Below are 24,137 nucleotides of genomic sequence, written 5' to 3'. Positions count from 1 at the left end.
TCAAACTATACACTTTGTTGTTACTATTCTCTGTACTATAGCCCCCCCTTCAAATAGAATACATTTTGCTATATTTAGCCTCCCTTATTTATAAGTGAATTTTACAAAGAAGTGATGGTGATTGAATTGCTTCTAATAATAAGAATTTGATAATAATGAACGATATAACTAACACTGATAACAGTCGAAATAAAAAACATTCCCAAATAATGAAAGCGAGACATTCTGATCATATAGAGTATGAGGATGATGGCATTGACATTATTGCATTAATTATAAATTTGAAACGAGAGTGGAAAAAGATAACATTAATTACTGTAATTGGTGTTACGCTAAGTGTTTTTTATGCTTTGTCTGTACCTAAACTCTATCAGTCTTCCGTTCAACTATCCTTACCTGAAGCAGCGTCAATCGTAAAGTTGGACCAATCAGGTTTAATTAAATATAGTAAAACTGAATTATTTACAGAGTATTATAATATAATCCGTTCTCAAGATTTATTTAAAAGTTATCTCTTAAGTAATAATTATTTAGAAAAATTATATCCGGAAAGCTATACAATAGAAGATCTAGATAAGAAATTTAATGAGTTTTATACTAATTTTAGAATAGAAATTCTAGAGCCTAAGGTTAGTAAAGACGAGTTCGTTACAAACCCATCTCTCTTTTCAATTTCACTACAACATACTAATGAAGCATTGTTATTAGAAGTTTTAAATAACTATACTAGTTATAGCAATTCACAATTGATAAATAACTTGGAGCAAGACCAGAAGTCACAAAAGATCTTACAGCTTTCAATTAAGCAAGATGAAATTGATTTATTACGTGAAAATGCACGATCGACACGAGAATTATTGATTAGTAAGATTGAATCTGAAAACACTCTAACTCTTAATGAGTTACATCAACAGAGAGAGTTATTAATCAGTAAGGCTACTGCTGACAGAGTATCGCGCATAGCACAGGCCGAAGAAGCTTTTGCAATTGCAGAATCATTAAATATAGTTAGCCCAACTAGATTAGATAACTTAAATAATAAAGCTAGTAAAACAACTACCAGTATTACTCTTTCGGAAAACCAGAGTTTACCATTGTATTTAATGGGTACAAATTACCTTAGCACTTTAATGAAAACACTGAAAGCTAGAGAAGATGATGCTCCTTTTTTGATAAAAGTTAATGAAATAGAGTCGAAAATAGCCAAAATAAAAAATGACCAAAAGCTCAAAGCCTTGAAAGAAAGAGAGTCTGATGATGCCTACATCACTTCATTACCTACTGTTTTAAATACAATTGCCCAATTAAAATCAAAAACGATAGACTTTGATAATGTTAAGAGTTATACCTTAAAAAAAGAGGCTATATTAACTAAAAAGGCAATTAAACCAAAGAGAGCGTTAATTATTCTGTTAGGAGGCGTAATAAGTGGTGTATTGGCGCTGGTTATTGCTCTTTTTTCCTTGGCTGTTGCTAATAGAAAATAAGTAGTAGCCTAATTTCTAAATAAGTTGTAATTAAATGGATGTAATAAACGAACGACATAAGTTACCAGCGAAGCATGTTGGTAGCTTTCTGGTATTGATTTTTCTTGCAACTTTTCGCCCTTCTGCTATATGGTACAATTCATCTATTTCATTGGTAGCAATTAGCATTGTTCTAATTGGTGCTCTGTTACCTTATAAGATTTATGCCACTATAGGTTTCAATAACTTTTGGTGTAAATATAAAAAAGAGTTACTCTTATTGCTAGCATACTTTGCTGTATGTTTTTTATCTTTATATCTAAATAGAAACCGCTATGACAATATATCGGAGCTTATTAATCAAGGAGCTATTTACATAGTGATTACTATGTCGCTTCCTGCATTAATCTTCTTATTCTCATTACCTCAAAACAAATCAACCCTCTCACTTAGTTGTTTTTCTTATTCGTGCTATTTACCTTGGGCGTACTTCTCACTTCTAGCATGCATAGCAATTTGGCAATATATTGATTTTGAAGCGGCTAAAAGTGTCGGTAGATTTTTTGTATCATCGGAGGTTTGGCCAACAAAAAATATAAATGGGTTATTTCGAATAAGCACTGATTTAGCTCCTATCTTTGCTATTTTCATTATTATAGTAGTACGTTTTAAATTGAATTTTGAGCTAGCAAAAACTAATAATTTTTTTACTACTATTGTTGTTATTTTAGTATTTACTTCAGGGCTTTTGGTTGGCTCACGTGTTTTTTATTTGATACTGGGGATAAGTATATTCCTATGTTTAGTACAAATGAAAATTTCTCTAAGAAAAAAAGTTGCTTGGCTAATTTTTACTATTATTTTTAGCCATCTAGTTTTAATGTTTGCTAATGAGCATGTTATATTAAAACTACAAAATCATTTACCTTATATTGGTCCTTTATATAATGGAGTACCATTGAGTTTAGGGGATTTTTTTATCAGGTTGTCTTTAGCTGCTACGGATAGGGCTGAAATTTGGTTGATGGCATTAAAGTCGATTGCACAAGCACCATTTTTTGGTGTTTCAAATGGTGCTTTTCGACTAAATAATGCTGAATTTTCTAATACTCATAATATAATATTGCAAATTTTGATAACCTCTGGTGCTGTAGGTTTATCTCTTTTGTCTTTTTTATTTTATAAAATCAATAATAAATTACCAGTAGTTGTTACTGGCTCAATTTTAACTTCTTTATTTGTAGATTATCCAATAGATCATAGCTTACCCTATATCATTTGTTTAAGTTATATCGTTGTAATCTTTGCCAGTTTAAAGGGTAAGGAGGAACGAAAACTTAGGTATACAGAAATACAAAGTCGATATATTTATATTGTATCGGGCGTATTGTTTTTATTTATATCGTTTATTTATTTTCAACGGAATTATTTTTTAGCTCATCAAAGCTATGAAGCAAGGTTGTTAAAGCAGTTAAAATCTCGAACATTTTTCCAAGAGCCCATTTTGATCGAGGATAAATTATTAATAGCAAAAGATTCTAAGTCTGGAGATTTAAAACTTGATAAAAATGAATTTAATTTACTCAACGACAATGTTACTCACTGTCACTATCCTTATTTAAAGAGTAGTTTTGTTGCCATGGCCAATACTAATTGGCTGACTTTGTCGGAACGAAAAGACTGTATAAATGTTACATCACAATTAAATTTACTTGAAGAGCCCAATAACTGGCTAACTAACGTACCAGTTAGAAAACTTTCGACAGTTTGGTATTTTGTAAAAGAAGTACGGTTTTACAGTCCTGTAGTATTGGTAAATAATGGGGAGCTTATACTTGATTTTATTGCCAAAGGAAATTTAGTTCATGATGAGGTAGCCATATTGAATTGGGACTTTATTGTAAACGATGAAATTGCTGAAACAAATGAAATAAGAGTAGAACAAAATGAATTTAAAAATTATAATTTTACAATTAAAAATGAAGAGTCGCGTTTAGGTTATTTTGTCATTACTTTGTTAAACCCCACATATGATAAAACAAGTAATAAGTATAGGCGAATTTTTATAAAACCGGACTCTATTAGAGTCAAGCTAAAATAAAGTAACGGATCTAATGTCAATGAATGAAAATGATAATGTTATCGCTATAATCGGATTAGGCTACGTAGGCCTGCCTCTAGCAGTAGAGTTCGGTAAGCACTACAATACACTTGGCTTCGATATAAACCAAGAAAGAGTATCACAACTAAAATCAGGTACAGATAGTACCCTTGAAGTAACTGATGTGGAGTTGGCAGCAACTTCTAATTTGTCTTTTTCATGCGAGGTGGCTGACTTAAAGCTAGCTAATATTTATATAGTTACGGTTCCAACGCCAATTGATGCGCATAAGCAGCCTGATCTAACTCCACTTATTAAAGCGAGTGAAATGCTTGGCGGTGTTGTGAATGATGGGGATATAATTATTTATGAATCTACTGTCTACCCAGGCGCTACTGAGGAAGTGTGTATTCCTGTTGTTGAGAAAAAATCTGGACTTAAATTTAACGAAGGTTTTTTTGCTGGTTATTCCCCTGAACGAATTAACCCAGGTGATAAAGAGCATAGAGTCACAAATATTTTGAAAGTGACTGCTGGGTCGACTCCTAAAATAGCGGAAAAGGTAGATCAATTATATAAATCGATTATTACTGCAGGCACTCACAAAGCTAGCTCGATAAAAGTTGCTGAGGCTGCAAAAGTAATTGAAAATACACAGCGTGATGTCAATATTGCGCTAATCAATGAATTATCTATTATTTTTAATAAATTAGAAATTGATACATTAGAAGTATTAGAGGCGGCAGGTACTAAGTGGAATTTTTTACCATTTCGTCCAGGGTTGGTAGGAGGACACTGCATTGGTGTGGATCCTTACTATTTGACACATAAGGCTCAAACAGTTGGTTACCACCCTGAAATGATACTTGCAGGTCGTCGCTTAAATGACGGAATGGGAGCTTATGTAGTATCTCAACTTGTTAAGCAAATGCTTAAAGATAGAATTCAAGTAGATAATGCAAATATCTTGGTTATGGGGCTAACGTTTAAAGAAAATTGTCCTGACCTAAGGAACACTAAAGTTACTGATATTGTAAATGAATTGAAAGATTACAACGTAAATGTTGATATAACCGATCCTTGGTGTTCTAGCAATGAGGCAGAACAAGAATACGGCTTACCATTAATTACCCCTGAACCTGGAAAATATGATGCCATTATTTTGGCTGTTGCACATAAAGAGTTTAAGGAGTTAGGTGTAGAGAACATTCGTAAACTAGGTAAGGATGCACATGTTTTGTATGATTTAAAATATTTGTTACCAAAAGATTCAGTTGATATGCGGCTTTAATAATCACAATGATTTTTCATGTTATAGAATGTACTTATAGAAGAAGAAAGTATGACTCGTTTTGAAGAAATAAAACAACAGCTAATTGAAGAACCAAAAACTTGGTTAATAACTGGTGTTGCAGGCTTTATAGGTTCCAATTTACTTGAAACCTTATTATTGTTGAACCAAAAGATCATAGGTTTGGACAACTTTGCGACAGGTCATCAACATAATCTTGATGAAGTTCAAAGCATAGTATCACAAGAGCAGTGGCAAAAATTTTCCTTTATTGAGGGAGATATCCGAGAATATAAAACATGTCAAACGGCGGTTTCTTCTGTCGACTATGTTTTGCACCAAGCGGCACTAGGCTCCGTTCCTCGTTCAATTGCTGATCCAATTATGACAAATTCGGCCAACATAACAGGCTTTTTAAATATACTAACTGCAGCTAAAGAAGCGCGAGTTAAAAGCTTTACTTATGCGGCGAGTAGCTCAACTTATGGTGATCATCCTGAATTACCAAAAGTGGAAGAAAATATTGGGAACCCATTATCCCCTTATGCAGTAACAAAATACGTAAATGAGTTATACGCCAGTGTGTTTGCTAAAACATATCATTTTAAAGCTATCGGACTACGTTATTTTAACGTGTTTGGTAAGCGTCAAGATCCTAATGGGGCTTATGCTGCGGTAATCCCTAAGTGGACTGCAACCATGATAACTAATGATGAATTATTTATTAATGGTGATGGTGAGACTAGTCGAGACTTTTGCTTTATTGAAAATACAGTTCAAATGAACATTTTGGCAGCTACGGCACCAGAAGAAGTAAAAGATGAAGTATATAATGTTGCTGTTGGTGATAGAACAACTCTTAATAACTTATTTAGTGCAATAAAAGCTTCATTAGTGAAGAATGAAATAGCAGTTCAATTAGAACCAACATATCGTGACTTTAGAGCTGGAGATGTAAGGCATTCGCAAGCTGACATTTCAAAAGCTAAAAATGCATTGGGTTATAGACCTGAGTTTAATATCTCCCAAGGTATTGAAAAAGCAATGCCTTGGTATGTTGAGTTTCTAAATAGAGTTTAATTATGAAAATATTAGTTACGGGCGGTGCTGGGTTTATCGGCTCAGCAGTTATTCGTCATATAATCAAAAATACTCAAGATAGTGTGATTAACCTAGATAAACTAACCTATGCAGGTAACTTAGAGTCACTGAAAGAAGTTCAAGATTCAGATAGATATGAGTTTGAACATGTTGATATATGTAATAGGGCTGAATTAGATCGTGTTTTAGCACAACATAAGCCAGATGCTGTTATGCACTTAGCGGCAGAGTCACATGTAGATCGCTCAATTGATGGACCCGCAGAGTTTATTGAGACTAATATTGTAGGAACGTACACTTTATTAGAAGCAGCTCGACAATACTGGCTGAAACTCAGTCAAAATGCTCAGGCAAATTTTAGGTTCCACCATATCTCTACCGATGAAGTATATGGGGATCTGGAGGGTACAACAGACCTATTTACAGAGACAACATCGTATGAGCCAAGTAGCCCTTACTCAGCCTCAAAAGCATCTAGCGATCACTTAGTGAGAGCATGGTTGCGGACTTATGGCTTACCAACAGTTATTACAAATTGTTCAAATAACTATGGCCCATATCATTTTCCTGAGAAATTGATTCCACTAGTAATACTAAATGCTTTGGAGGGTAAAGACCTACCTATTTATGGCAAAGGAGAGCAAATTCGAGACTGGCTTTATGTAGAAGATCATGCTCGAGCTTTGTATAAAGTGGTAACTGAAGGTGAAGTTGGTGAAACTTATAACATAGGTGGACACAATGAAAAGAAAAATATTGAAGTAGTTGAAGCTATTTGTCACACCTTAAATGAACTCGTTCCACAATCGTTAGATTATAAAGAGCTGATTACCTTTGTTAAAGACCGTCCAGGTCACGATATACGCTATGCAATAGATGCAAGTAAAATCGAAAAAGAGTTAAATTGGAGACCAATAGAAACCTTCGAAACAGGCTTAAAGAAAACTGTTGAATGGTATTTGGCCAACAGCGAATGGTGCAAGAGGGTGCAAGATGGCTCTTATCAACGTGAACGTTTAGGTACATAAAGATGAAAGGAATAATTTTAGCAGGAGGCTCTGGAACTCGCCTTTACCCAATAACTAAAGGTGTATCTAAACAGTTACTACCTATTTACGATAAACCAATGATATTTTATCCATTATCTGTATTAATGCTTGCCGGAATTAGGGATATTCTCATTATTTCAACACCAGATGATATGAGTGGCTACAAACGCTTGTTGGGGGACGGTACACAGTTTGGTATTCATATTAGTTATGAAGTTCAACCAAGCCCCGACGGATTAGCGCAAGCCTTTATTATAGGTGAGCAATTTATTGGCGATGATAATGTGTGCTTAGTTTTAGGTGATAATATTTTTTATGGACAAGGGTTTTCTCCAAAGCTTATTCATGCGGTCCAAAAAGAAAAAGGTGCAACAGTTTTTGGTTATCAAGTGAAAGATCCTGAGCGTTTTGGTGTAGTTGAGTTTGATGAAAAAATGACAGCTCTTTCAATAGAAGAAAAACCAGTAAAACCGAAGTCAAATTACGCTGTAACAGGGTTATATTTTTATGATAACAGTGTTGTAGATATTGCCAAATCAATTAAGCCATCTGCCCGTGGTGAATTAGAAATAACTTGTATTAATAACGCCTATCTTGAAAAAGGTGAGCTTAGTGTAGAAATACTAGGACGAGGTTTCGCATGGCTTGATACAGGCACTCATGAGTCATTACTTGAAGCAGGACAATTTGTACAAACGATTGAGCATCGTCAAGGGTTTAAAATAGCTTGTTTAGAAGAAATAGCTTTTAATAACGAATGGCTATCAGCTGAAGCGTTAACTGAACTAGCAAAGCCTATGATGAAAAATAGTTATGGGAAGTATTTAATGAGTTTAATCACATAAATGACAATTAAATTAAACCAGCCCATTAAACCTAATTTAGAAAAATTAACCCATTACTTAGCACAGGTTAATGACAGTGGTTGGTACACAAATTTTGGGCCTTTACATCAGCAATTAACGAAACGCTTGGAAGTGTACTTAGGTGTTGAAAATTTACTTCTTGTCTCCAATGGTACACTAGCGCTACAAGTAGCCTATAAAGCACTTGATGTCAAAAACGCACTAACCACACCTTTTAGTTTTGTTGCTACCGCCAGCTCACTAATTTGGCAAGGTATAGAAACATCTTTTAGTGATATTGACAATGCAACGTATAATTTATGCCCTCAGCAAGCAAAAAAAGCGCTAGATAGGGATTCAAGCATTGATACTATAGTAGCAACACATGTTTATGGTAATCCTTGCAATGTGGATAGATTTGAAGAGTTAGCGGAAAATAATCAAGTCAATATCATTTATGATGCAGCTCATGCCTTCGGGGTAAATATTGCTGATAAATCTGTTCTAAGTTATGGGGATGCAAGTACACTCAGTTTTCATGCCACTAAAGTTTTTCATACTGTTGAAGGCGGCGCCATTATTTTTAAACGTAAAGCTGATTATGAAAGAGCTAAGCGTTTAATTAATTTTGGCTTAGGTGAAAATGGTCAATTAACTGAAGCAGGGATTAATGCCAAGCTTAATGAGTACCAATGCGCTGTAGGGTTAACATTGCTAGATGAAGTAGACAATATACTTAGTCATAGAGCAAAGTTATTTGAAGCTTATCGTTGTGGTTTGCAAGCTATTGTTGAAATGCCAGAGTGGCATGAAGGAGCTAACTTTAATGGCGCCTATATGCCAATAAAACTAAAAAATGCTGAGCAAAGAATGTTAGTTGAAAGCATTTTAAAAGAACATGATATTCACTACCGTCAATATTTCTCACCTTCGTTAGATAATGTATTTGATGACCTAAAAGTGTATTCAAATAAAAATAGTCAAGAATTATCGCAAACGACTGTATGTTTACCATTGCATTATTACATGACGACTTCTGATGTTATTATGATTACAAATTTATTGAAAAAGGCTTTAATGTGAAAAAAGTGCTTGTTGTCTCTGATAATGTAGAACTTGTTTCTAAGTTCCAATCTGTTAGTAAGAGAATTTCAACAGAAGTTGCTGAGTTTGACTATCGGTATAGTATCATTAATAAATCACCTAGTGAATTGAAAAGATTGGGTATGTCTGTTGTTGATATGAAAGATCAAAAGATTATTAATTTAATTACCTCTACTTATGATTTGATTATTTCAGCCCATTGTAAGCAAATTTTCCCCAAAAAATTAGTTGATACTGTAAGGTGTATCAATATTCACCCTGGTTTAAATCCATATAATAGGGGATGGTTTCCACAGGTATTTTCAATTCTTAATAAGAAACCTATTGGTTGTACTATTCACTTAATGGATGAAAAAATTGATCATGGTGATGTTATTTATCAGAGTGAGGTTGCTATCAAATCTTGCGATACATCGTTAGACGTATACAACAGAGTTGTATCTGCTGAAAAAGAACTGATAAATAATCACTTACTTGATTTAGTTCACGAAAAGTATACTAGTAAAAAACTAGGTAATGATGGTAACTATAATGGTATTAAAGATTTCAAAAAGTTAAGCCAATTAGATCTCTCTTCAAGTGGCACTTTAGCTGAGCATATAGATTTATTAAGAGCATTAACTCATGGTGATTTTAATAATGCATATTTTGTTGATGATCAAGGTCAACGAGTGTTTGTGAAAATAAACTTAGATAAAGAATAATAAAACTTGTCTCAGTTAAAACGAAATATAATAGCAAACTATACTAGTCAGATTTACGTCACAATAGTTGGCATAGCTTTGTTACCATTATATATCAAGTATATGGGCAGTGAAGCTTATGGTCTGGTGGGTTTTTTTGCCATGTTACAAGCTTGGTTTGCCGTACTAGATTTAGGTTTAACACCTACTATTGGTAGAGAAACCGCTCGTTATCAAGGAGGAGCAACTTCTGCTTTAACGTATAGACAATTATACCGTGCATTAACCGTGATTTTTGTAGTGGTAGCTATAGTTGGTGGTGGTGCGCTGTTCCTATCTTCAACTTTAATTGCAACTAAATGGTTAAACCTAGAAACGCTACCTGTTGAAGATGTAGTCGTAGCAGTCCAAATTATGGCAATAAGTGTTGCTTTACGTTGGATGACAGGCCTTTACCGCGGCGTTGTTACAGGTTCAGAAAAACTGGTTTGGCTAAGTTGCTTTAATGCAACCATTGCTACAATACGGTTTGTCGGTGTATTTGCAACCATGTGGTGCTATGGATTTACCCCTTTAGTATTTTTTATCCATCAATTTATTGTTGCTATTATCGAGATAGTCGTATTAGCTCAAAAAACTCACCGTTTATTACCACGAAAGAACAGTTTAAACGAAGTAATAGGCTGGTCATTTAAACCGGTTAAACCAATATTGAAATTCTCTCTCACTATTGCATTTACTGCTTCAGTTTGGGTCTTTGTAACGCAAACTGATAAGCTAGTATTGTCTGGTATTCTCTCATTAAAAGATTATGGTTATTTTACTTTAGCTGTTTTGGTGGCTAATGGAATTATGATAATAAGTGGGCCTATCAGCAGTGCTATTATGCCAAGAATGGCGCGTTTAAATGCCGAAAATAAACATGAAGAATTAATCAAAGTATATCGTAAGTCAACCCAATTAGTTACGATAATAGCTGGTTCGGCGGCTATCGCCCTTGTTGCAACAGCTAAGCCTCTTCTTATCGCTTGGACTGGTGATACGCAGCTAGCGGCACAAGCAGCCCCTATTTTGCAATTATATGCAGCAGGTAATTTATTTTTATCCGTCGCAGCTTTTGTCTATTACTTGCAATATGCCAAAGGTATTTTGCGCTATCATTTGATTGGTAATATAGGGTTAGTTGTAATTTTGATTCCAAGTATTATTTTTGCGGCTACAGTCTATGGCGGTGTAGGAGCTGGTTATGTTTGGTTAAGTATGAATGTATTGTTTTTATTTATATGGGTTGCTTATGTGCACTCAAAACTAGAGCCTAAGTTACATTTGAAATGGTTGTGGAATGATGTCTTGAAAATCATATTACCTTCTGCCGCTTTGGTTACTTTAATATCTTTGATAGAGATTGAGTTAGAAGGACGAGTGGAAAATATTTTATTTGTTATTTTTGTCAGCACTTTGATTTTGAGTAGTAGTATGCTTTTTTCAGAGCAAGTTCGCTCTAAACTAAAATTGCAATTAAAAATTAATGTATAGAGGAGTGCTTTAAATATGAGTAAAATGCCAAAAGTAACTGTTTGTGTTGTTACTTATAACCAAGAAGAATATATTGAGAAATGCTTACAAAGCATCATTGAACAAAAAACAGAATTTGATTTTGAAGTGATTGTTAGTGATGATTGCTCAACTGATAATACTCGAGATATAATAAAAGACTTTGCTTCTAATCACTCAAACATAAAACCAATACTAAGAGATGAAAATATTGGAGCACTCGAAAACTTTGTTGATACACATGCTAGAGCAAATGGACAATATATATGTCATATGGATGGCGATGATTATTGGTTGCAATCAAAGTTACAAAGGCAAGTTGACTTTCTAGATAAGCATTCTAATTGTAATTTACTATGGACTCGCTCATTGTTTATAAAAGGAGATAAACTATTAGCTGATAACATTGATAGTTCTGATGTATTCAATCGAAAGTATTATCGTAGTGATATTATTAAGTATATTGCTATTGGAGCAAATAGTTCTCATATGTATCGCTCTAAGTTTAAACTTGAAAAGCGACCAAACTTTGATGTAGTCGATTATTACAAAAATGTTGTAACTGTTGGTTCAGGATACGCAACTTTTGTTAATGATGAAGCATTAACCGTATATCGAGTTGGTGTTGGAATTTCGTCAAGTGGTTCAGGGGTTGTGACTTTAATGCTAAAAAGCATGAGGTCATTCAAAGAAGATTATTCAGACTGTAAGAGTTCAATATTTTCACCTTCACTGTTAATGTTTTATTCTTGTGTCAAGCGGAAAAGAATCCTACTAGCTCTTAAATTTTTGCTTTTATCTTTATCTACTCTTTCGGTTAAAGGGCTGTTTAATTTAAAAAAAGATTTAAGTTTCTATAAAACGTTTGTTATTCCAAATTAGGTTGTTATGTTAAATAAATTTTTCTCATTGCTATATAAGCTACTAATAAAATGCCATAGGGCTCAATCTTTAAAAAACGCTATCCAACAAGGAATGAAAGTAGGTCAAAAAACCAAGTTTGTTGGCACTCAGGTTTTTGGAAGTGAGCCTTATCTAATAAGTATAGGTTCAAATTGCTTACTTACTGATAATATTGCATTTAATACTCATGATGGTGGGATTCAGGTTCCATTAATTTCTGAAGGAAGCGATTTACCTACTATATATTCAAGATATTCTTTAGTTGGGCGAGTTGAGTTAGGTGATAATGTGTTTGTTGGGACAAGAACTATTTTCTTACCTAACACTAAAGTCGGGAGTAATGTTGTTATCGCTGCAGGATCTGTTGTCAAAGGGGATATTCCTTCAAATATTGTTATTGGCGGAGTTCCCGCAAGAGAAATATGTACTATTGAAGATTATTATGAAAAACATATCAATAACCTACTAATTATTAATAATACTAATTTATCTTTGGACTCTAAAAAGAAGCTTGTTATTGAGCATTTATTAAAATAGATATGAGGATCAAGTATGGGGTTAACCTTCTTTAAGTATGATTTAAGACAAGCAACAAAAAGTACTAATTTTTTTCAACAACTAAAATGGTTTGCTCTAAATCATACGCTGCACCTTGTTTTTTTGATTAGATTAGGACAAACATTGAAGTCCACACCTTTAGTTGGAGTTATTTTTACTTTTATTATTGAATACATAATTCATTTATTCTATGCAAGTGATATTTCATTAAAAGCTAAGCTTGGTAAAGGTCTTATGATTATGCATGGCCATGATATTGTTATTGGTGCTGATGTAGTAATTGGTGATAATTGCAAAATTTTTAATGGCGTTACAATGGGTAATAAAGATATAACATTAACAAGTAAGGACAATCAACCAAGAATAGGAAACAATGTTGTTTTATCTACTGGTGCGAAAATACTAGGGGCAATAAATATTGGTGATGACGTAATTGTTGGGGCTAACTCAGTTGTAATTAAAGATTGTGAGGAAGGTTTTACATATGTTGGTATCCCAGCGAGGAAAATAAAGTAAATGCTAACAGGGAGAGCTTTATTTGGGATAGGTTTTATAATAATTAATTTATTAGCTTATGGGATTATGCTGCAAACAGGGGAATTAATTGGTGATGTTAAAGGTAATGTTGTTAAAGATTATTATTCTTTATTTCTTTCGGCGTTTTTAGTCTGTAGTAGCTATTTTTTTGTTTTATTTATTCTTTTCTCTAGCTTAATAAAAATTAAATCACCTAAGTTTAAGTTTAAATTTGAAAAACTTTCAGCAAATAGAATAGGTGTACTTCTACTTATACTACAAGTTTTTTTCATTGCGTTTAGTTTACTAAACGGTGTCAATATAGCAGGTTCAGGAAATACATCAACGGGTTCTATTTTTTCTATTTTTTGGGTTTTCTTTCCAATTGATTTATTTTTTGTTATTTATTACGGTTTCTATCGACATTCATACTTTTTTAAGCCAAATCTTGCTATTGCTATAGTATCCTCAGTTCTTAGAGGGCGAGCTGATATATTTTTATTGATTTTGTTTTTTGAAGTTTCAAAAAGAATTAGAAATAAAACCCTAAAAATTAAAAAGCTATTTTTTGTTGGCCTAATTACCCTTTGTTTTTATCCAATATTAATGGTTTTTAAATTTTCATTTAGGCTGTATTTAGGAGAAGGTGCTGACCAATCATTAGATTATTTTATTTTTGAATTGTTTGATGAAAGTTTGAAAGAAGGGTATTTTCATGCGGTCTATTCAGGTGTTGAGCATATAATTAGCCGACTACAAACTGTTTCTATTGTATCTGAAATTGGACGTTTTTCTAACCAACTTCAGGACATATATTTTCAGGGGGGCTTTTATCCATTTTGGTTAGAGGGGTTACATGGCATTATTTTAGATCAAAGTCTAGGAGAGCCAAGAAACGTTCCTTTAGGAACTGCTTTTACTGCTGTAGGCGACTTTAACTGGACATTTAATGTAGGTGACTGGAATACAAATCCTGGCTTGGCTGGTTGGCTGATGTTAAACCCATTATGGTTTGGTGGCTATTTTTTATATATTTTATTCCTATGCACAATGAGCGTTATTTTCACTAAAATGATAGGTGAAAGTGATATGAAGGTTGATATGCTTTGGTATGCTTGGGCCTTTTTTCTAATGCCTGCTTGGTTTGGTGTTTTCTTTCTATTTGTATATACATTGCTATTGTTTTTTGTGATAAAACTCATTTTATCAAGCATTCCTCCAATAAAAATTATGAGTAAGAGTCTTTAATATGGCAAATCCTAGTTCCTTCTTGATTATCTCTCTAGACTTTGAACTTCTGTGGGGAGTCAGGGACTCTCGAGGTAAAGAATATCATCAACAACTTTTAAATGTTCATGAGGTAGTCCCTAAGTTATTAGCCCTATTTGAAAAATATGAGGTGGCTTGTACTTGGGCAACTGTTGGCGCGCTACTATCAAAAAACAAACAAAACTTTGAAGAGTTAAAACCAACGCAATACCCATCTTATAAAGATAAAAACTTTAGCCCTTACCCTGAAATAGACGAAATGCTAAAGTTAGATGAAAAGTTGCTATTCGCTTCACAATTAGTAAGGAAAATAATCTCAACAGATAAGCAAGAGTTAGCATCCCATACTTTTTGTCATTATTATTGTTTAGAAGATGGCCAATCAATAGAAGAGTTTAGAGCTGACTTACAAAGTAACTCTGTAGCAGCATCCCATTATGATATTCACTTTAATAGTTTAGTTTTTCCGCGAAATCAGTTTAATGGAGAATACCTTCAAGCTTGTGCTGATGCAGGACTTGTTTGCTATCGTGGTAACCCTTCTCATTGGGCATATCAGCCAGAGAATAGAGAAGGGAGAAGTGTTTTAAGAAGAGCTTTTCGTTTGCTTGATTCTTATATACCTTTGAGCGGATCGTTACGTCAAAAGCCTTTGGTAGACTCCTGTAGTGGCATGGTAGACGTTCCTGCAAGTTTGTTTTTTCGTCCTTGGAATAAAAAGTTGGCAGTGTTTGAAGCGCTTCGATTATGGCGAATAAAGTGGAGTATGACACGTACTGCAAAGAAAGGTGGGCTTTGTCATCTTTGGTGGCACCCTCATAATTTTGGTCGCAATGTAGAACAAAACATGAGTAATTTAGAGCAGGTTCTACGTCATTATAAGATATTACAAGAAAAGTATGATTTTAAAAGTGCAACTATGGAGCAGGCTGCTCAAGAGGCATTAGTAAGGAATGGTAAATAAGAAAGTGCAAAGAAAGCAAAGTGAAACAGGTGTTGACGAGGCATCGCCAGCCAAACTAGTACATATTATTACTGATTTAAATGGCTTTGGAGGGACAGAAGCTACATTATATAGGTATATTAAGAGTAGTCACCTCCCATGTGAAAATCATACAGTGATCGTATTAAAAACAGCTGGTGATGGTGATACCATTGGTGCTCAAATTAGGCGGTTAGGTGTAAACTTAATTGAATGTAACCAGCAAGGTGGTTTTTTTTCAATTGGTCTTTTTCAAAAAATTAAAAAAGTAATGTCTTCACATCAATCATCTAACTTATGTTGTTGGTTGTACCATCCTTGTTTATTATCCTTTTTGTTAAAGCCTTTCTTAGCAAAAGGCACTAAAATAACTTGGCATATCAGGAGTTTACCTTTTGCTTCTTTGCGTTCTAAGCCACAGCGGTTTATTATCCAAAAAATATTAGCATTGGTATCAAGAACACCTGATGCTATCGTGTCAAACTCTTTTGCAGCTCGTGATGCCCATCAAGAGATAGGGTTTAGTTTAAAAAACTGGCAAGTGATACCTAATGGCCTTTCAACTGAGCAATACTCCCCTGAAAATTTGAGTCGGCAGATTATACGGGAAGAATTAGCTATTGACGAAGATGCTACCGTACTTATATGTGTTGGCCGATACGTACCAGAAAAAGGCTACGCTAGTTTATTCAAAGCTTTACGTATTTTATACTCTCGATTAAATGCTGAGCAACAAAGTGAACTCATTTTTGTTGCCTGTGGAAACAATGTCACACTAGAAAATGCTGAAATATTAAAGCAGTTTGATAATTGTTTTACGGCTAACCATGTACGTTTACTCGGTAAACGAGCTGATATTCCTAAATTGTTAAATATTGCCGATATATCGATCCTGTCCTCCATTAGTGAATCATTTCCAAACGCATTGATAGAAGCAATGGCAACTGAACTTGCATGTATTGCTACTGATGTAGGAGACGTCAAGCAAGTAATGGATAAGCAAAATTGGGTCGTTGATAAAAATGACAGTACTGCTATGGCAGACAAACTCGAAGTCATGCTATCTATGCCAACAAAAGAGCGAGAAGCACTAGGGAAACAAAATAGATTGCGCGTAGTAAAACGATATTCGATTGATTCTATGGTAGAATCTTTTGATCATGTGCATGGGGTTACCTATGGTTAGTTAGCGTACCATTTTAACGCCAGAAACATAATTGAGAGTGTGCTTCTTTCGTCATTTCTTTATTGTTTATTAATATTACTATCAGGAGTTTTACAGTGAGTTTTACGATTTTTACTCGGCAGGCGGATGTGAGCGAATTTGAGAAATTAAAGCAGTTAAGTAGAGCTTATTATGATGAAAACCACCCTGTATTAAATGATGCCTATTTAAATTGGATATATTTAGAAAATCCTGCAGGAAAAGCAACCTTAGTTTTAGTAGAAGAAGAGCAAATATATATTGGTGTTATTGCGTTAATTCCTTTAGTGCTTAAGGTTAATGGTAAATCTCAACAAGCCTGCTTTGCAATTAATGTGTTAACACACCCAGAACATAGAAAAAAAAGTTTATTTACTAAAATGATCAAGTTTGCCAAAACTTATTTAGCAGAAGAAAATATTTGGTTGCTTGGTCACCCAAATAGAAATGCTTTACCCGGCTGGAAACGTCAAAAAATGCAGTTTAAGCCTGAATTCTCGGCATATATGCCAAAATTCAAATGGCCTTTTTCATCTTATAAAAGTAAAAAAATAACCAGTAGAGCTGAATTAGAAGCATTACCTGAAACATTTTGGCAACAAACAATGCCTGAAAATACGATTTATTTAGAAAATAGTTTAGCTTTCATTGCATGGCGCTACCTTGATGCACCATTCTCTAACTATACGGTAAATCTGATTCAACATAAAAATAATGCAATAGGATTGACTATCTCAAAGCCTTTTAAAGGCCCTGTAAGTTTAATGGTGCATTACGCTTCAAATGGAGATGCCATTGACCAAGTTGTACGAACTAACCGACCAACTCTTATTATGTCTTCTTCGACAGGAAATTATGCAGATAAACTGCATGCAGGTTGTTGGAAGTTACCGTTGAATAAAACAATGCCTTTTTTCTTGTCTAGCTGGCAAACAGAACAGGATAATTATGATTTTTCACCACTAACTCTAGCAGTTTGTGATTTATAACTTATACAAGGATATGAAAAAGTAATGAAAAAAATAGCTTTAGTATCAGGTGCCACTGGTGGGATTGGTTTTCAAATATCAAAACAACTAGCGCAACAAGGCTTTTTTGTATTTGGAACAACTTTTTCAAATACATCAGAAAAGGTTGATTCTTGGAATGCTGCCTTAGGTGAAAATGGCTGCTTAAAGCAGGTCGATATTTGTGATATTGAACAATGTAGTAACTTTGTTAGGGAAGCTGCTACAGAAGGTGAGTTATCTGTTTTAGTTAATAATGCAGGCATAACAGATGATGCTTTTTTCTTAAAGATGACTCCACAACAATGGGCAAAAGTTATTAACACTAATTTACTGTCTTTATATAACCTAACACACCCTGTATTTACCATTATGTGTGAGCAAGGCAAAGGAAAAATAATCAATATTTCTTCTGTTAATGCACAAAAAGGCCAAGCTGGGCAAACTAATTACAGTGCTTCCAAAGCAGGCATTCATGGTTTTACAAAAGCTTTATCGCAAGAAGGTGCTCGTTATAATGTAAATGTTAATACAGTGTCTCCTGGTTATACTGATACTGATATGATCCGTAAAATAAAGCCACAGATTCAAGAAGCAATAAAAGCAACAATACCCTTGAAAAGGTTTGCAGAGACTGAAGATGTTGCCAATACGGTTTGCTTTTTAGCAAGTAATAATGCCGATTATATTACCGGAGCTGATTTATCAGTTAACGGCGGTATGCACATTAGTTAATTGAAAAAGGAAAGTAGTCAATGTGTGGAATTGCCGGTTTTATTAATGCTAACTTAGAATCTTCAAAAGGCTCAAGTCAATTATCAAAAATGCTTAATGCTATTCATCATCGTGGTCCTGATTCCCAAGGGCAGTGGCAAGAGGCAGGTGCATTTTTGGGGCATAAACGCCTCTCTATTGTCGATTTATCCCCCGCAGGGCATCAGCCCATGGTATCGCGCTGCGAACGCTATATTCTGGTGTTTAATGGTGAAATTTACAATTATGAGTCAATTAAGTTAGAGCTTGAGTCTATAGGTGTTTCTACTTGGCAAGGTCATTCTGATACTGAAGTCTTGTTAGCGGCAATATCGACTTGGGGCATGACAACAACATTATCCAAGTTAAATGGTATGTTTGCCTTTGTCCTTTGGGATAGAAAAGCTCGACTGTTATCTGCAGCTAGAGATAGGTTTGGTGAAAAACCCTTTTACTTCTATGATAATAAAGAAAGCTTCTACTTTGCTTCTGAATTATCTGCGCTTGAGACTTGTTCTGAACTAACACTTAGCATTGATCGCAATGCGCTTTGTGGTTATTTCGAAAAAAGTTATATAGCGGAACCTCATAGTATTTATCAGCAAGTGAAAAAATTGCCACCAGGACACTACTTGCAATGGCAACAAGGTAGTCAAACTAATATTTCGCCTTATTGGCGTTATGCTGATAGTGTCAAGCCAGCGCAAGCATCCATGATTACAGACCCGCAAGAGGCAATATCTGCTCTAGACCAACAGTTAAAACAGGCTGTATCTTTGCGTATGGTGTCTGATGTTCCTTTAGGTGCGTTTCTTTCTGGTGGAATAGATTCAGCAACCATTGTTTCAATGATGCAAGCCCAATCTTCTCAGCCGATTAAAACATTTACCTTAGGTTTTGATGTTCCTGGTTATAATGAAGCAGATCAAGCTAAGCAAATATCACAACATTTAGGTACAGATCATACTGAACACTATGTAACAGCCAACGATGCACTTAATGTTGTAAGTAAATTAGGAGGGATCATTGATGAACCCTTTGCCGATGCCTCAATAATCCCCACATTTCTTGTCAGTGAAATGGCAAAGAAACAAGTTACCGTTTGTTTAAGTGGTGATGGAGGTGATGAGCTTTTTGCTGGTTATCGTCGTTACCCTGCAACCATGGATTTATGGCGGAAAATGCGCTGGATCCCCGCAAGAGGTCTATTATCAAGTTTATTAATTCACGCGCCGCTTGGCGTGTTGGAGACATTGTTTTCATTTTTAGGGCCAGCCGCTAAAAAATACAGCCGTGATGGTGCTTTAGGACCAAAATTAAGGCGACTAGGTGAGTGGTTAACTGCCGATAACATCGACCAGCTTTATAGCTTAAGCATGACACACTGGAAAAATGCCCCCGAGCTTGTGTTAAATAGTACAGGTAGTAATGCACCTTGGAGTGAACAATTGAAAGTTGATTTTGACTCGAAGCTTGAAGCAATGATATATGACGATGCTTTGAATTATTTACCGGGTGATATATTAACCAAGGTTGATCGTGCTGCAATGGCTGTTAGTCTTGAGGGAAGAATTCCCATGTTAGATCATAATCTAGCCGAATTTTCATGGCGTATACCCCAAGAGATGAAGTGGCGTGACAATACCGGGAAATGGTTGTTAAGACAGGTGTTGTATCAATATGTACCACAAAAATTGATGGATCAACCTAAAATGGGTTTTGGGGTGCCAATCCATCAATGGCTTAGAGCTGATTTAAAAGAGTGGGCTTGCGATTTGTTGTCGCATCAACGCTTAAGTCGTCAAAAGTTATTGAATGCCGATATTGTCCAGTCAACTTTGACCGATCACCTTTCAGGTCATAGTAATAACGCTGCTTATTTATGGGATGTATTAATGCTTCAAGTATGGCTGGATACTAACCCAAAAAGAAAGGCTTCAATTAAATAAATCACTTTGCTTATTTTTTATATATAAGTCAATGATACAACATGTAAACTTATTCATTATTTACACTATAAATGAGTGAACTATAATAAGTTTATTGTTTGCAATACTTGAATTTCTAATTTAATAAAAATAAAGTGGAAAATAGTTTATAAAAATTAATTTTGCTAACGGTTTCAGTATTTTTTAAAAAGGTAGTTGTATGAAACGTTTAATGTACTTTTTGTTCGTTCTTAATGTTCCTATTATCTTTAATATATTCATAGTAAACAATGTGTTAGCGATGGATAGCTTATTGTCATTTCCTTCTAGGTCCATCACGAATCAAAATATTATTTCGGAATCATTTTTAAAAAAGCAAAATGAAATAAAATTAAATTCTGCTTTAGCTCAGAAACTTAGTATAAATCAAAGTGTCACTATTGCTATGCCAGATCGAATTGATACTGAGGGTGTTGTAATAAGAGTGCTCACCGAATCGAGGGGTTTTAACAATAAGTCAAAAGCTAAAGTAGTTAGAAAAATAGTATCATTGAAAGGAAATTCGGGCTCATTAGAGTTGCTTTTTCAAGACGACATCCTTACAGAAATTATTTTATTTGATACCCATAAGGATGAAATTTACAAAGCTATAATTAACACTTTAGGCGAAGGTACCTTATATAAACAAAATAAAGATTCATATAAATGCACCTACTTTCCAAAAAGTAATTTTAATATAACTCCTATTGCTCATAATAGTCATGTTAAAAGTTACCCCCCTTCTAATGTACCATTCGAGACACATCAGCCACTTTTAAATAATTATAGTGATTTGACGACCTTGCAAAATTTACAAAGTAAACCTAATGCTTCAAAAGTTCTTTTTTTAAACTATTGGGGAGGAGTGTTGTCGAATACTGCTTGGAATGATCAAAACAACAGCGGTAATGATATAACTTATACACCTTACAGTAATGACCAAAACACAAGTGAGTTCTCAGATAATGAAAAGTATTTGATTTGGCTGGCTTGGCTTGAAGCATCTGAGGATTTTGGCTCTTTTGATATAAATATTACTACGAGTCAAGCTGTTTATGATTCAACACCTAAGAGTGAAAGATCACAACTTATAGCAACAACTACTGACTCTTTCTATGGCTCTGCGGGGGGGGTTGCCTTTGTAAATGTTTTCAATAGAAATTCAGATTATTATAAAACAGGTTTCGTATGGAATTCATCTGCTAATTCAATGGGGATGACTCACTCTCATGAAGCTGGTCACCAAATGGGGTTACGACATGATGGTAATTCAACGTCAGAATATGACTCTGGTCATGGTGTGTGGGGACCAATAATGGGAGCCCCTTTTGGGAAATTGTATGTGCAGTGGAGCAAGGGTGAATATTCAGATGCTAATAACTATGAAGATGATTTAGAAATATTAGAGAGCGTATTAGGTGTAGTAAGTGATGATTCTGGTGAAACATTGAATGACCCTAATATAATTCCATTCCCTTCTGAACAAGTAACTGGACATATTTCCCCTCAAGGATTAGGGGGGACTAATGATGTCGATGTATATAGTTTTGAATTATTAGAAGGTGCAGATATATCAGTAAATGTAAAAACAATATTAGCTTTAAATAATGAAAATAGGGCTAGTAACTTAAGCCTTTCGGTGAATTTAAAGACAGGTGATGGTGCAATACTCGCAAATACAAAGCTTGGAGATATTAATTTATTATCGCCTCAAACAAACATGTTTAATTTTCAAGGCTTTTTACCAGCAGATACTTATTATATTGAGATTGATGGGGTGTCACCTGATAGTAACTGGACTACTGGGTTTGATGAGTATGGTAATGAAGGGGGTTACAGTATATCTGTATTGCCTTTAAGTACATATACCATAACAACTTCAATTCAAGAGTTGTCTGGACTTAAAGGGGATAAATTTTTCGATTACTTATTTGTGCCTTTAGAAGCTGAAGATATTCGCATTAGCATTTTAGGTGGTACAGGCGATGCAGATTTATATGTCAGGTTTAATGAAAATGTATCAGTTGATAACTACGACTGTGCCCCATTTCTTTCGGGAAATGATGAAGTTTGTGAGGATAATCGAAATAATGGTACTTATCATATTTTACTAAATTCTTTTGCAGATTATTCTGATGTATCTTTAGTTAAGAGTTTCAAAATACCAGCAAATATTGATTCTGATGGTGACGGGTTAACAAATGGGCAAGAAATAAATCTAGGAACAGATTATTTAAATGCTGACTCTGACAATGATGGTTTAAGTGATGGTCATGAAGTTGAAGTATTGGGTACTGACCCTCTTAATCATGATACTGATGGCGATGGTACCCCTGATGCTCAAGACAATGAGCCACTTAATAAGTTTATTGGAGGTTTAATTGCGGCTAGGCATGACTTAAATAATGATGGAAAAGCCGATATTTACTGGCACAATAAACGAACAGGACAAAGTTTTGTTTACTTGATGAATGGTACTCAGGTATTACAAACTGGCTCTCCTAGTACTCGAGCAGATACTCAATGGCAAGTGGTTGGGCGTGGTGATTTTAATGGCGATGGTAAAGAAGATATTTTATGGCGTCATCAAGAAACCGGCGTTAATGAAATTGACCTAATGTCAGGCGTTTCACTGACCAGTACTCTATCGTTAAATACTATACCAAAGGAGTGGTATGTTATAGGTGCTGGAGATATTAATGGTGATAATACTGATGATATTGTTTGGCAAAATAGCTCTACAGGGATGATCTATGCCTATCAGATGCTATCAGGCAGTATTGATACCAGTGCGCAATTAGGTGTAGCTAGTATTAATTTCCAAGTTAAAGGACTAGGTGATTTTAATGCTGATGGTAAGGCTGATTTGTGGTTACGCAATAATGAAACGGGTGAAAACAAGGTTTTAATATTAAATGGCCTTACCATAGAGCAAGAAAGCAGTTTAGGGGTTATTAGTTTAGACTGGCAACTACTTGATATAACCGACGTTGATGGTGATGGTGATGGGGATGTCCTGTGGCGAAATAAGGAAACGGATACAGGTTATTTGTATATTATGCAAGATGGAGCATTACAATCAGGGCTGAGTATGCCAACTAAAGCACAGCAGTGGCGTTTAGCTATGATTGGTGATTTAAATGGTGATTTAAGTCATGACTTAATTTGGTATAAGCAAAACACTGAAGAAGTGGTTGTAGACTTTATGGATGCTTCTCAATCAGGAACTATTAGTAGTAGCCAAGCCTTAAGCGCTTTTAATGATAGCAATTGGCAAATAGTACCCATAAAAGCAGGAAGCGAAATAAAGGCTACTCGTTACGACTTTGACGGTGATAATAAAGCAGATGTTTTATTGCACAATTTAACCACAGGTCAAAGTAGGCTAAACAGCATGAACGGCATAGAAGTGTCAGCGAGTAAAAATATTAATCAAATCCCTGTTACATGGAAAGTGGCAGGTCGTGGTGATTTTGATGGTGATGGTAAGACTGATATTTTGTGGCGCAACGGTGATACTGGTCAAAACTATATTTATTTGATGGATGGCGCGATAATTGTAGGTCAAGGCATGGTAAATATCATCGCGACGCATTGGAAAGTTAAAGCAGTGGCTGATTTTAATGGTGATGGAAAAGCCGATATTTTATGGCGTAATCAAAGTACAGGTACTACTTGGTTATATACCATGAACGGTTATGAAATCAGTGACAGTAAAAATGTCTCGACTATCAGTGATATGAACTGGCAAGTTGCAGCGACGCCTGATACGAATGGTGATGGC

19 protein-coding genes are annotated in these 24,137 nt (G+C 34.8%); all 19 read left to right on the top strand.

Annotated elements, in window-relative coordinates; translation table 11 throughout:
* Positions 1-155 precede the first annotated feature (155 nt).
* Entirely contained in the window at positions 156-1,487 is a 1,332-nt protein-coding gene (locus EPA86_RS01315) for a Wzz/FepE/Etk N-terminal domain-containing protein (RefSeq protein ID WP_140601117.1), read from the top strand.
* Between the two features lie 34 nt (positions 1,488-1,521).
* A complete protein-coding gene (locus tag EPA86_RS01310) occupies positions 1,522-3,567 on the top strand; it encodes an O-antigen ligase family protein (RefSeq protein ID WP_140601115.1) in 2,046 nt (681 codons plus the stop codon).
* A gap of 19 nt (positions 3,568-3,586) precedes the next feature.
* Positions 3,587-4,858 carry a Vi polysaccharide biosynthesis UDP-N-acetylglucosamine C-6 dehydrogenase TviB gene (gene tviB / locus EPA86_RS01305; protein ID WP_140601182.1) on the top strand — a complete coding sequence of 424 codons (1,272 nt, stop codon included), beginning with the start codon at positions 3,587-3,589 and terminating at the stop codon, positions 4,856-4,858.
* Positions 4,859-4,909: 51 nt separating this feature from the next.
* On the top strand, positions 4,910-5,938 hold the full coding sequence (locus EPA86_RS01300; RefSeq protein WP_140601113.1) for an NAD-dependent epimerase/dehydratase family protein: 1,029 nt from the start codon (positions 4,910-4,912) through the stop codon (positions 5,936-5,938).
* A 2-nt stretch (positions 5,939-5,940) separates the two neighbouring features.
* Positions 5,941-6,987, top strand: coding sequence for a dTDP-glucose 4,6-dehydratase (rfbB, locus tag EPA86_RS01295; protein WP_140601111.1), 1,047 nt, complete (start codon positions 5,941-5,943; stop codon positions 6,985-6,987).
* Between the two features lie 2 nt (positions 6,988-6,989).
* Positions 6,990-7,853: a glucose-1-phosphate thymidylyltransferase RfbA gene (rfbA, locus tag EPA86_RS01290; RefSeq protein WP_140601109.1), complete on the top strand. Its 864-nt coding sequence runs from the start codon at positions 6,990-6,992 to the stop codon at positions 7,851-7,853.
* On the top strand, positions 7,854-8,936 hold the full coding sequence (locus EPA86_RS01285) for a DegT/DnrJ/EryC1/StrS aminotransferase family protein (RefSeq protein ID WP_140601107.1): 1,083 nt from the start codon (positions 7,854-7,856) through the stop codon (positions 8,934-8,936).
* Positions 8,933-9,661, top strand: a complete 729-nt coding sequence (locus EPA86_RS01280) for a dTDP-4-amino-4,6-dideoxyglucose formyltransferase (protein WP_211664885.1) — start codon at positions 8,933-8,935, stop codon at positions 9,659-9,661. The genes EPA86_RS01285 and EPA86_RS01280 overlap by 4 nt, the downstream gene beginning before the upstream one ends.
* Positions 9,662-9,667: 6 nt before the next feature.
* Positions 9,668-11,176, top strand: a complete 1,509-nt coding sequence (locus tag EPA86_RS01275) for an oligosaccharide flippase family protein (protein WP_140601103.1) — start codon at positions 9,668-9,670, stop codon at positions 11,174-11,176.
* 15 nt (positions 11,177-11,191) lie between these two features.
* Positions 11,192-12,076, top strand: a complete 885-nt coding sequence (locus tag EPA86_RS01270; RefSeq protein WP_140601101.1) for a glycosyltransferase family 2 protein — start codon at positions 11,192-11,194, stop codon at positions 12,074-12,076.
* Between the two features lie 6 nt (positions 12,077-12,082).
* The gene (locus EPA86_RS01265) at positions 12,083-12,634 is read left to right on the top strand and encodes an acyltransferase (protein ID WP_140601099.1); all 552 of its coding nucleotides are present in this window, start codon (positions 12,083-12,085) and stop codon (positions 12,632-12,634) included.
* A 15-nt stretch (positions 12,635-12,649) separates the two neighbouring features.
* Positions 12,650-13,171 carry a serine O-acetyltransferase gene (locus EPA86_RS01260; RefSeq protein WP_140601097.1) on the top strand — a complete coding sequence of 174 codons (522 nt, stop codon included), beginning with the start codon at positions 12,650-12,652 and terminating at the stop codon, positions 13,169-13,171.
* Positions 13,172-14,419: an oligosaccharide repeat unit polymerase gene (gene wzy / locus EPA86_RS01255; RefSeq protein WP_140601096.1), complete on the top strand. Its 1,248-nt coding sequence runs from the start codon at positions 13,172-13,174 to the stop codon at positions 14,417-14,419.
* 1 nt (position 14,420) lies between these two features.
* Positions 14,421-15,404: a polysaccharide deacetylase family protein gene (locus tag EPA86_RS01250; RefSeq protein ID WP_140601094.1), complete on the top strand. Its 984-nt coding sequence runs from the start codon at positions 14,421-14,423 to the stop codon at positions 15,402-15,404.
* Entirely contained in the window at positions 15,394-16,608 is a 1,215-nt protein-coding gene (locus EPA86_RS01245; protein WP_140601092.1) for a glycosyltransferase, read from the top strand. The genes EPA86_RS01250 and EPA86_RS01245 overlap by 11 nt, the downstream gene beginning before the upstream one ends.
* 95 nt (positions 16,609-16,703) lie before the next feature.
* Complete coding sequence (locus tag EPA86_RS01240; protein WP_170309531.1) at positions 16,704-17,615, top strand: GNAT family N-acetyltransferase; 912 nt, start codon at positions 16,704-16,706, stop codon at positions 17,613-17,615.
* A gap of 24 nt (positions 17,616-17,639) precedes the next feature.
* Positions 17,640-18,368 carry a 3-oxoacyl-ACP reductase gene (locus tag EPA86_RS01235; RefSeq protein ID WP_140601088.1) on the top strand — a complete coding sequence of 243 codons (729 nt, stop codon included), beginning with the start codon at positions 17,640-17,642 and terminating at the stop codon, positions 18,366-18,368.
* A 20-nt stretch (positions 18,369-18,388) separates the two neighbouring features.
* A complete protein-coding gene (gene asnB / locus EPA86_RS01230) occupies positions 18,389-20,335 on the top strand; it encodes an asparagine synthase (glutamine-hydrolyzing) (protein WP_140601086.1) in 1,947 nt (648 codons plus the stop codon).
* Positions 20,336-21,221: 886 nt separating this feature from the next.
* The coding region (locus EPA86_RS01225) for an FG-GAP-like repeat-containing protein (protein WP_211664884.1) at positions 21,222-24,137 on the top strand (2,916 nt) is incomplete at its 3' end.

The organism is Litorilituus lipolyticus, assembly GCF_006439335.1.
GTDB lineage: Bacteria > Pseudomonadota > Gammaproteobacteria > Enterobacterales > Alteromonadaceae > Colwellia > Colwellia lipolytica.
Note: the sequence above shows the minus strand (reverse complement) of the source record. Positions and strands in the feature narration are given on the sequence as shown.

Bases quoted from the DNA above. Each gene is read 5' to 3' on its own strand.
- EPA86_RS01315 (WP_140601117.1), top strand. From the start codon at position 156: ATGAACGATATAACTAACACTGATAACAGTCGAAATAAAAAACATTCC.
- EPA86_RS01310 (WP_140601115.1), top strand. From the start codon at position 1,522: ATGGATGTAATAAACGAACGACATAAGTTACCAGCGAAGCATGTTGGT.
- tviB (WP_140601182.1), top strand. From the start codon at position 3,587: ATGAATGAAAATGATAATGTTATCGCTATAATCGGATTAGGCTACGTA.
- EPA86_RS01300 (WP_140601113.1), top strand. From the start codon at position 4,910: ATGACTCGTTTTGAAGAAATAAAACAACAGCTAATTGAAGAACCAAAA.
- rfbB (WP_140601111.1), top strand. From the start codon at position 5,941: ATGAAAATATTAGTTACGGGCGGTGCTGGGTTTATCGGCTCAGCAGTT.
- rfbA (WP_140601109.1), top strand. From the start codon at position 6,990: ATGAAAGGAATAATTTTAGCAGGAGGCTCTGGAACTCGCCTTTACCCA.
- EPA86_RS01285 (WP_140601107.1), top strand. From the start codon at position 7,854: ATGACAATTAAATTAAACCAGCCCATTAAACCTAATTTAGAAAAATTA.
- EPA86_RS01270 (WP_140601101.1), top strand. From the start codon at position 11,192: ATGAGTAAAATGCCAAAAGTAACTGTTTGTGTTGTTACTTATAACCAA.
- EPA86_RS01265 (WP_140601099.1), top strand. From the start codon at position 12,083: ATGTTAAATAAATTTTTCTCATTGCTATATAAGCTACTAATAAAATGC.
- EPA86_RS01260 (WP_140601097.1), top strand. From the start codon at position 12,650: ATGGGGTTAACCTTCTTTAAGTATGATTTAAGACAAGCAACAAAAAGT.
- wzy (WP_140601096.1), top strand. From the start codon at position 13,172: ATGCTAACAGGGAGAGCTTTATTTGGGATAGGTTTTATAATAATTAAT.
- EPA86_RS01250 (WP_140601094.1), top strand. From the start codon at position 14,421: ATGGCAAATCCTAGTTCCTTCTTGATTATCTCTCTAGACTTTGAACTT.
- EPA86_RS01245 (WP_140601092.1), top strand. From the start codon at position 15,394: ATGGTAAATAAGAAAGTGCAAAGAAAGCAAAGTGAAACAGGTGTTGAC.
- EPA86_RS01235 (WP_140601088.1), top strand. From the start codon at position 17,640: ATGAAAAAAATAGCTTTAGTATCAGGTGCCACTGGTGGGATTGGTTTT.
- asnB (WP_140601086.1), top strand. From the start codon at position 18,389: ATGTGTGGAATTGCCGGTTTTATTAATGCTAACTTAGAATCTTCAAAA.